The following is a 6,658-nucleotide window of genomic DNA, read 5'->3' as shown; positions in this document are numbered from 1 at the left end:
GCCATGCCGTCCCCCTCGCTGGAGGGGACCTTGTCCTCGCCGCCGGCCTCGTTGGTGCCGCCCTGGTGCTCCGTGCCGGCGACGGAGGCGGCGTTGCCCTGCACCTTGTCGTCGCCTGCGCCCTCCGCCCGCTGCTTGAGCAGGGCCAGCACCAGCGCCCGGTTGGCGAGGGCGTCGGCATCGTCGGGGTTGCGCCTCACGGCGAGGTCGTAGGCCTTGGCCGCCAGGGCGAGGTTGCCGTTGCGGGCGAAGGCATTGCCGAGATTGTAGGCGGCCTCGGCGCTGCGGGTGCGGGTGAGCTCGGCCGCCGCCTCGGCGAAGCGGCCGGCCTGGTAGAGCGCGACGCCGCGCCAGGCCGGATCCTGCAGCACCGTGGCGGCTGCCGACGGCAGGCCCATGGCCAGCAGCAGCCGCCCGCCGCGGTCCGCGCCGGAGAGGGCAGCAACACCGGCGACCAGCACGGCGGCGCCCGTCATGATGAGGCCGTTCATGGCCGCCTCCGGAACAGAGCCAGCAGCGGGATGGCGGCGAGCACCAGCCCGGCGCGGCCGAGGTCGCGCCACACCAGCGCGGCATAGCCGCTCGGACCGAGCCGCTCGGCGGTCGAGACGCCGGCCGCAGCGACCACCGGACCCGGGTCGAACACATCGGCGAGGCGGCCGCCGCCGGCCGCCGCCAGCCGGGCCGCGGCGGCGCGGTCCGGCTCGGGCGCTTCGGCGGGTCGTTGCGGCGCCGGCGCGAACAACACATGCAGCCGGTGGCCCGCCCCGGCCAGGGCCTTCGCCGCCGCGGCGGCGGCCGCATCGATGCCGCCGCCGTCGGAAACCAGCACGACGTCGCCGCCGAGCGTGCCGGCGTCGGCCAGCAGCGCGCCGGCGAGGGCGACGGCGCGGGCCGGCCGGCTGCCGCCGTCAGGCACAAGGTCGCCGGTCGCCGCCAGCAGCAGCGGCCGCAGCGTGGCGCGGTCGGCGCTGAAGTCGGCGGCGAGATAGGCGTCCCCGGCGAACAGCACGAGAGCCGCCTGGCGCGAGCCGGCAGCCTCGGCCACCTGCATGGCCGCGAGCCGGGCCTCGGGCAGGGCGCCGCCCTCGGCCAGGGAGCGCGAGGTGTCGAGGGCGATCACCAGCCCGTCGAGGTTGCGGAAGGTGTTCGCCTCGGGCCGCTCGAGCGCCGGGCCGGCCAGCGCCGCCGCGATCGCCGCGGCCGCGAGCAGCCAGGGGGAGAGCGCCAGGCCGCGCCGGGCGGCCGCGACCACGGCGCCCCGCCGTTCCAGCGCCGCCATCAGGCCGGGATCGACGGCGCGCCGCCAGTCGCCGATGTCGCCGCGGCTGCCGGCGAGCCAGGCGAGGACGAGCAGCAGCGGCGGCGCAACCAGCCAGAGCGGGCGCAGCAGGGCGATGTCGGCGAGGCCGGTCATGCCCGCCTCCACAGCGGCAGCGTCGGCAGGCCGCCCTGCACGAAGAAGCCGGCGAGGCAGAGCAGCAGCGCCAGCGCCGCCGGCCAGGGCCAGAGCTCGCGCGCCACCGAGACCGCCGCCGCCGGCATGTCGCCGGCCTCCATCCGTTCGATCGCTGCCGTCACCGCCTGCAGATCTCCGGTGCTGCGGACGCGGAAGGCCTGGCCGCCGCTGGTGCCGGCGATGTCGCCGAGCGCGGCCTCGTCGACGACATCGGCGGCGTCGGGACCGGAGCCCGCCCCGTCGCCGAGCGCGATGGTGTGGACGCGGATCGCCAGGGCCCGGGCGAGCTCGGCGGCGGCATGGGCGCTGACGGCGCCGGCGGTGTTGGTGCCGTCCGACAGGAGCACGACAAGCCGGGTCGGCGCGGCCGAGTCCTTCAGCCGCTTCAGCGCCAGGCCGAGCCCGTCGCCGATGGCGGTGGAGCGGCCGAGCATGCCGATCTCCGCATTCTTCAGGGCGCTCTCCACGGCGGCGAGGTCGAAGGTCGGCGCGGCGGCGAGCTGGGCTTCCTCGGCGAACAGGACGAGGCCGATTCGGTCGCCGGCGCGGCGGCGGAGGAATTCGGTCGCCACCGCCTTGACGGCGTCGATGCGCCGGGCCGGGCGGCCGTCGAGGGTGAAATCCCGCGCTTCCATGCTGCCGGAGAAGTCGAGTGCCAGGATGATGTCGCGTCCGCTCATCGGCAAGGCCGCGTTCGGCATCACCGATTGCGGGCCGGCCATGGCGATCACCAGGGCAATCCAGGCCGCGGCCGCGAGGGGCAGGCCGGCATCCGCGGCGCCGCGGCGCCGCGGTGCCGCGGCGGTATCGCCGACCAGGGAGGCCGGCACGCGCAAGGCCCCGAGAGCGGCGTGACGCCGGCGCAGCAGCAGCCGGACCAGCAGCGGCAGGGGCAGGGCCAGCAGGGCGAGCGGCGTGGCGAAGCCGAGCATGTCAGGCCCTCGCGCGCCGCAGCAGCCGGCCGAGCGCGGCTCCGGTGGCGTCGGGATCGACGCGGCCGGGCGGCCGGTAGAGGGCGTCGCCATAGACCTGGCCGTCGCCGGCGGTGAAGAAGTCCGTGGCGAAGGTCGCGTCGAGCTGCGCCAGCCAGGCGTCGCTGCGCGCCCGCGCCGCTTCTGTTCCCGCGGTGGCGGCGATGTAGCGCCGTAGCGCCGCGGCCTGGACGGCGAGCCTCTCGCCATCCGGCAGGCAGCCGGAGCGCGCCAGGGCGGCAAGCGCCTCGCCGGCGGGCGAACGGCGGCGGGCGAGGCGCGTGCGCACGCCCATCACGGCAAGGACGAGCAGGGCGCAGGCGATCCCGGCCGCGGCCGCCAGCGCCAGCGTCTCCGGCAGCGAGGAGGGCGGCGGTGGCGGCAGGTGGATCGCCCTCAGGGCGGCGAGCGGGTCAGTCGAGGTCGCCATGAAACTCCCCGAAGGCATGCATCTGCCGTTCCGGCGGCAGCTCCGCATCGAAGCGCACGGCCCGGGCGCCGAGGGCCCGCAACGCCGCGATCCGGTCGTCGCCGGCCGGGGCATCGCCGCGATGCACGGCATGGACGCCGCGGCGGCCGTCCAGCGTCAGGAAGGGGTAGCGTCCCGGCGGGGCCTTGCGCTCGAAGGCGTCGCTGATCAGCGCGAAGCGCAGGTCGAGGCGGTGGCCGATGCGCCGGGCCTCGGCCTCGAACCCCTCGCCCGGCGGTTCCAGGCCGGTGGCGGCGATGATCGTGCCGCCGCGCTGCAGCAGCGAGGCGGCCATGCCGAGCGCTTCGACCAGCGGCTGGACACGGCCGGCAGCCGCGGCGAGGGCCTCGCCATGGGCGCGGTGCAGGCCGCCGATCACCGCCAGCATGGCGCGGTCGCCGAGCGCCGGGCGGACGAGCAGCGGCTCAGGGCCGCCGATCGCAAGCAGCGCCACCTTGCCGCCGACGCCGACGGCTCGCCAGCCCGCCAGGGCGAGGATCTCGGCCGCGGCCACCGAGCGGAAGGCGCGGCGGGTGCCGAACAGCATCGCAGGCCGGAAATCGGCGAGCAGCAGCGTGGTCAGTTCCTGCTCGTTGCGGAAGGTGCGGACATGCGGCACGCCGGTGCGGGCGGTGGTGTTGCGGTCGATATGGCGGATGTCGTCGCCATGCGCCCACAGGCGGATGTCGTCAGGCTCGCTGCCGCGGCCGCGGCGGCGCGTGACGATCGGCCCGGGTCGGGCGGTGGTCCGGTCGGCGCGAGCCAGGCGCGGCCGCGTCACCAGGTGGCGCAGGCGCAGCAAGGCCTCGGTGTCGATCGATGCCCCGTCGGCCAGCTTCATCGCGGGCGGGTCCGGGGCGCGGAAGACCCTTCGCCCGGCCGGGAGAGGGGCAGGGGCGAGGGGCCGGGCCTTCCAGAAGCAGGACCGGATCCGGGCGGCAAGGCTCGATCCGTCCAGCCTCGTTCGGGACCGTCCAACCCCTCGCCCCGACCCCTCACCCGGTCGGGAGAGGGGATTCTCGGGACCGGCGAGCCCGCCTTGCCTTTCCATGGCTTGCCGCCGTGCGGCTGCAGCCAGGCTCTGGTCTTGGCGCCCATCGTCTCCTCCTCAAAGCGGCGCGACGTGGTCGAGGATGCGGGCGACGAGCCCGCGGGCGGTCTCGCCCTCCGCCTTGGCGCGCCACGTCAGGCCGAGGCGGTGGGCGAGGATGTCGGGGGCGAGGTCGCGGACGTCGTCCGGCGTGGCGTAGGCACGGCCTTCGAGATAGGCGCGGGCCTTGGCGGCGGCGGCGAGCGACAGGGTGCCGCGCGGCGAGACGGGATGCTCGATCGCGGCGCGCACGGCCTCGCCGGCCGAGCCGTCGCGCGTCGCCATCACCAGGCGGACGACGTAGTCCTTCAGCGCCGGCGCCAGGTGCACGGCCGCGGCCTCGCCCCGGGCCGCGTGGATCTCGGCGACGCTCAGGCGGTGCGGCAGCGGCGCCGGCGCTGCGAGGCTCTCATGCTCGACCAGGTCGAGGATGGCGCGCTCGGTGGCCGCGTCCGGCAGATCCACCGCGACATGGAACAGGAAGCGGTCGAGCTGCGCCTCGGGCAGGGGAAAGGTGCCCTCGTGCTCGATCGGGTTCTGGGTGGCGACGACCATGAAGGGATCGGGCAGGCGGTGGGTGGCGCCGCCGGCCGTGACCTGCTGCTCGGCCATGGCCTCCAGCAGCGCCGACTGCACCTTGGGCGGGGCGCGGTTGATCTCGTCGACCAGCACCAGCGAGTGGAACACCGGACCGGCGACGAACTCGAACACGCCGCGGTCCGGCCGCCAGACCGGCGTGCCGGTGAGGTCGGCCGGCATCAGGTCCGGCGTGCACTGGATGCGGGCGAAGGAGGCTTCGAGCCCGTCGGCGAGGCGCTTGACCGCTCGCGTCTTGGCCAGGCCCGGCACGCCCTCGATCAGGATGTGGCCGCCGGCGAGCAGGGCGATGGCGAGGCGCCGGACCAGCGGGCTGCGGCCGATCAGGCTGCGCTCGAGCGCCTGCGCCAGCGCCGCCACCCGCGAGCGGGCCTGCGCTTCGACATCGGCGGCGGTGCGGACGATTTCCATGGCGGCTCCGGCGGTCGCGCCCGGCTCCGACGGCCCGGCCCCATGGTTGTAGGGGCTATCGGCGTCGCTGGCTTGGGCAATTTGCCCGATCTCGCGTCGCGGCCCTTGCCATCCCGGCCTATCCGGGCGCCAGATGGCGCCGAGCCGCCCCGCCGACCTTGGGTCCGGTTCTCGAGCAGGAGGGCGTTCGATGAGCCTGCTGGTGGGATTGACGCTGCGCATCGTCGCGGTGGCGCTGCTGTGCCTGACCTGCGCCGTCGCCTGGGTGGTGGCGGACACGGACGGCATGGTGCGCACCGAGACCAGCAAGTCGGCCGAGCGGGTCGCCTATCAGCTGGAGCGCACCTACATGCTCGGCAGCGCCGGCTGGGCCTACAACGCCACCGCGCCGACCCGGTCCTACATCGCCATGCTCGGCGTGATGTCGCCGGGGGTCTGCGTCGAGTTCACCCAGCCCGACGATGTCGAGCGCCGCCTGTGCAGCGGCTGGAACACGCTGGGCACGACGGCGCCGGACTGGTTCCGCGAGGCGTTCAGCCTGGTGTTCAGCCCGGGCGAGCCGGTCGAGGCGCCGGTCGCCATCGTCGGCCAGCCGCCGCGGCGGGTGGTGGCGACGCATGATCCGGTGGCGGCGGCGACGCGCGCCTGGCACCAGTTCCGCGTCGTCGCCGGCATGGCTGCGGCCATGGCGGCCGGCATGGCGCTGCTGGCGGCCATGGCGGTCTGGCACGCGCTGATGCCGGCGCAGACCATCATGCAGGGCCTGCGCCGGCTGGAGCAGGGGGACCTGTCGAGCCGCCTGCCGGCGTTCCGCACGCTCGAGTTCAGCCGCATCGCCCGCGCCTTCAACGCCCTGGCCAGCCGGCTGGAGCGCACCGGCGCCGAGCGCGCGGCGCTGACGCGGCGCCTGTTCCAGGTGCAGGAGGACGAGCGGCGCGCCCTGGCGCGCGACCTGCACGACGAGTTCGGCCAATGCCTCACCGCCGCCAGCGCCCTGGCGGCCTCGATCGCCGCGGGGGCGCCGCGGGAGCGTCCGGACCTCGGCGAGGACGCCCGCGCCATCTCGCGCATCGCCACGCAGATGATGGCGACGCTCAAGGGCGCGCTGATGCGGCTGCGGCCGCCCGACCTCGACGAGCTCGGGCTGGAGGCGAGCCTGCGCCTGATGGTGGCGGCCTGGAACGCCCAGGCGGGCAACCGCACGCGGTTCCGCCTGGAGGTGACGGGCGACCTCTCCGGCGTCGCCTCGCAGGAAGCCCTGCACGTCTATCGCATCGCCCAGGAATGCCTCACCAACGCGGCCCGGCACGGCCGGCCGAGCGAGGTGCTGGCCCGGGTGGCGCGCCCGCCCGGAGACGGCGCCGTCTCGCTGGTGGTCGAGGACGACGGCGGCGGCGATCCCGAGCAGGTCGCGGCCGCCTCCGGCTTCGGCATCCTCGGCATCCGCGAGCGCATCGGCGCTCTCGGCGGCACGCTGTCGATCGGCCGTGCGGCCCGGGGCCTGCGCATCGCAGCGGTGATCCCGGCCCTCGGCCGCGCCGGCGAGGCCGCGGCGGAGAGAGGGCGCCGGCATGCCGCGCCGGATGATCCGGGCGAGACGGCTCGGGCGGCGACGCTGTTCGGCCCGCCGCGCGGCCGGGAGGCGAGGGCGTGAGCGGCCT

The 6,658-nt window shown here is 76.0% G+C and carries 7 protein-coding genes; 1 reads left to right on the top strand and 6 read right to left on the bottom strand.

What is annotated here, in order from left to right; genetic code table 11:
* The 6 genes from AC27L4_RS14515 to AC27L4_RS14490 form a co-directional block, all read right to left on the bottom strand.
* Positions 1 to 491, bottom strand: a 491-nt coding sequence (locus AC27L4_RS14515) for a tetratricopeptide repeat protein (RefSeq protein WP_487142912.1), incomplete at its 3' end; no start/stop codon positions are given.
* The gene (locus AC27L4_RS14510) at positions 488 to 1,417 is read right to left on the bottom strand and encodes a VWA domain-containing protein (RefSeq protein WP_487142911.1); all 930 of its coding nucleotides are present in this window, start codon (positions 1,415 to 1,417) and stop codon (positions 488 to 490) included. The genes AC27L4_RS14510 and AC27L4_RS14515, both read right to left, overlap by 4 nt.
* Positions 1,414 to 2,391, bottom strand: a complete 978-nt coding sequence (locus AC27L4_RS14505; protein ID WP_487142910.1) for a VWA domain-containing protein — start codon at positions 2,389 to 2,391, stop codon at positions 1,414 to 1,416. Before AC27L4_RS14505 ends, AC27L4_RS14510 begins: the two co-directional genes overlap by 4 nt.
* Position 2,392: 1 nt before the next feature.
* A complete protein-coding gene (locus tag AC27L4_RS14500) occupies positions 2,393 to 2,860 on the bottom strand; it encodes a DUF4381 family protein (protein ID WP_487142909.1) in 468 nt (155 codons plus the stop codon).
* The gene (locus tag AC27L4_RS14495; RefSeq protein WP_487142908.1) at positions 2,844 to 3,740 is read right to left on the bottom strand and encodes a DUF58 domain-containing protein; all 897 of its coding nucleotides are present in this window, start codon (positions 3,738 to 3,740) and stop codon (positions 2,844 to 2,846) included. The genes AC27L4_RS14500 and AC27L4_RS14495 overlap by 17 nt, the downstream gene beginning before the upstream one ends.
* Before the next feature lie 267 nt (positions 3,741 to 4,007).
* Positions 4,008 to 4,997 (bottom strand): AAA family ATPase, encoded by a 990-nt coding sequence (locus tag AC27L4_RS14490; RefSeq protein WP_487142907.1) that lies wholly within the window; start codon positions 4,995 to 4,997, stop codon positions 4,008 to 4,010.
* Between the two features lie 190 nt (positions 4,998 to 5,187).
* On the opposite strand from AC27L4_RS14490, the gene AC27L4_RS14485 reads away from it, so the two are divergent.
* Entirely contained in the window at positions 5,188 to 6,651 is a 1,464-nt protein-coding gene (locus tag AC27L4_RS14485; protein ID WP_487142906.1) for a HAMP domain-containing sensor histidine kinase, read from the top strand.
* Positions 6,652 to 6,658 lie beyond the last annotated feature (7 nt).

It is taken from the genome of Labrys sp. Lb11, assembly GCF_057554225.1.
Note: the sequence above shows the minus strand (reverse complement) of the source record. Positions and strands in the feature narration are given on the sequence as shown.

What these genes read in the sequence shown, in the direction of transcription:
- AC27L4_RS14510 (WP_487142911.1), bottom strand. Translation starts at nt 1,417, where the DNA reads ATGACCGGCCTCGCCGACATCGCCCTGCTGCGCCCGCTCTGGCTGGTT.
- AC27L4_RS14505 (WP_487142910.1), bottom strand. Translation starts at nt 2,391, where the DNA reads ATGCTCGGCTTCGCCACGCCGCTCGCCCTGCTGGCCCTGCCCCTGCCG.
- AC27L4_RS14500 (WP_487142909.1), bottom strand. Translation starts at nt 2,860, where the DNA reads ATGGCGACCTCGACTGACCCGCTCGCCGCCCTGAGGGCGATCCACCTG.
- AC27L4_RS14495 (WP_487142908.1), bottom strand. Translation starts at nt 3,740, where the DNA reads ATGAAGCTGGCCGACGGGGCATCGATCGACACCGAGGCCTTGCTGCGC.
- AC27L4_RS14490 (WP_487142907.1), bottom strand. Translation starts at nt 4,997, where the DNA reads ATGGAAATCGTCCGCACCGCCGCCGATGTCGAAGCGCAGGCCCGCTCG.
- AC27L4_RS14485 (WP_487142906.1), top strand. Translation starts at nt 5,188, where the DNA reads ATGAGCCTGCTGGTGGGATTGACGCTGCGCATCGTCGCGGTGGCGCTG.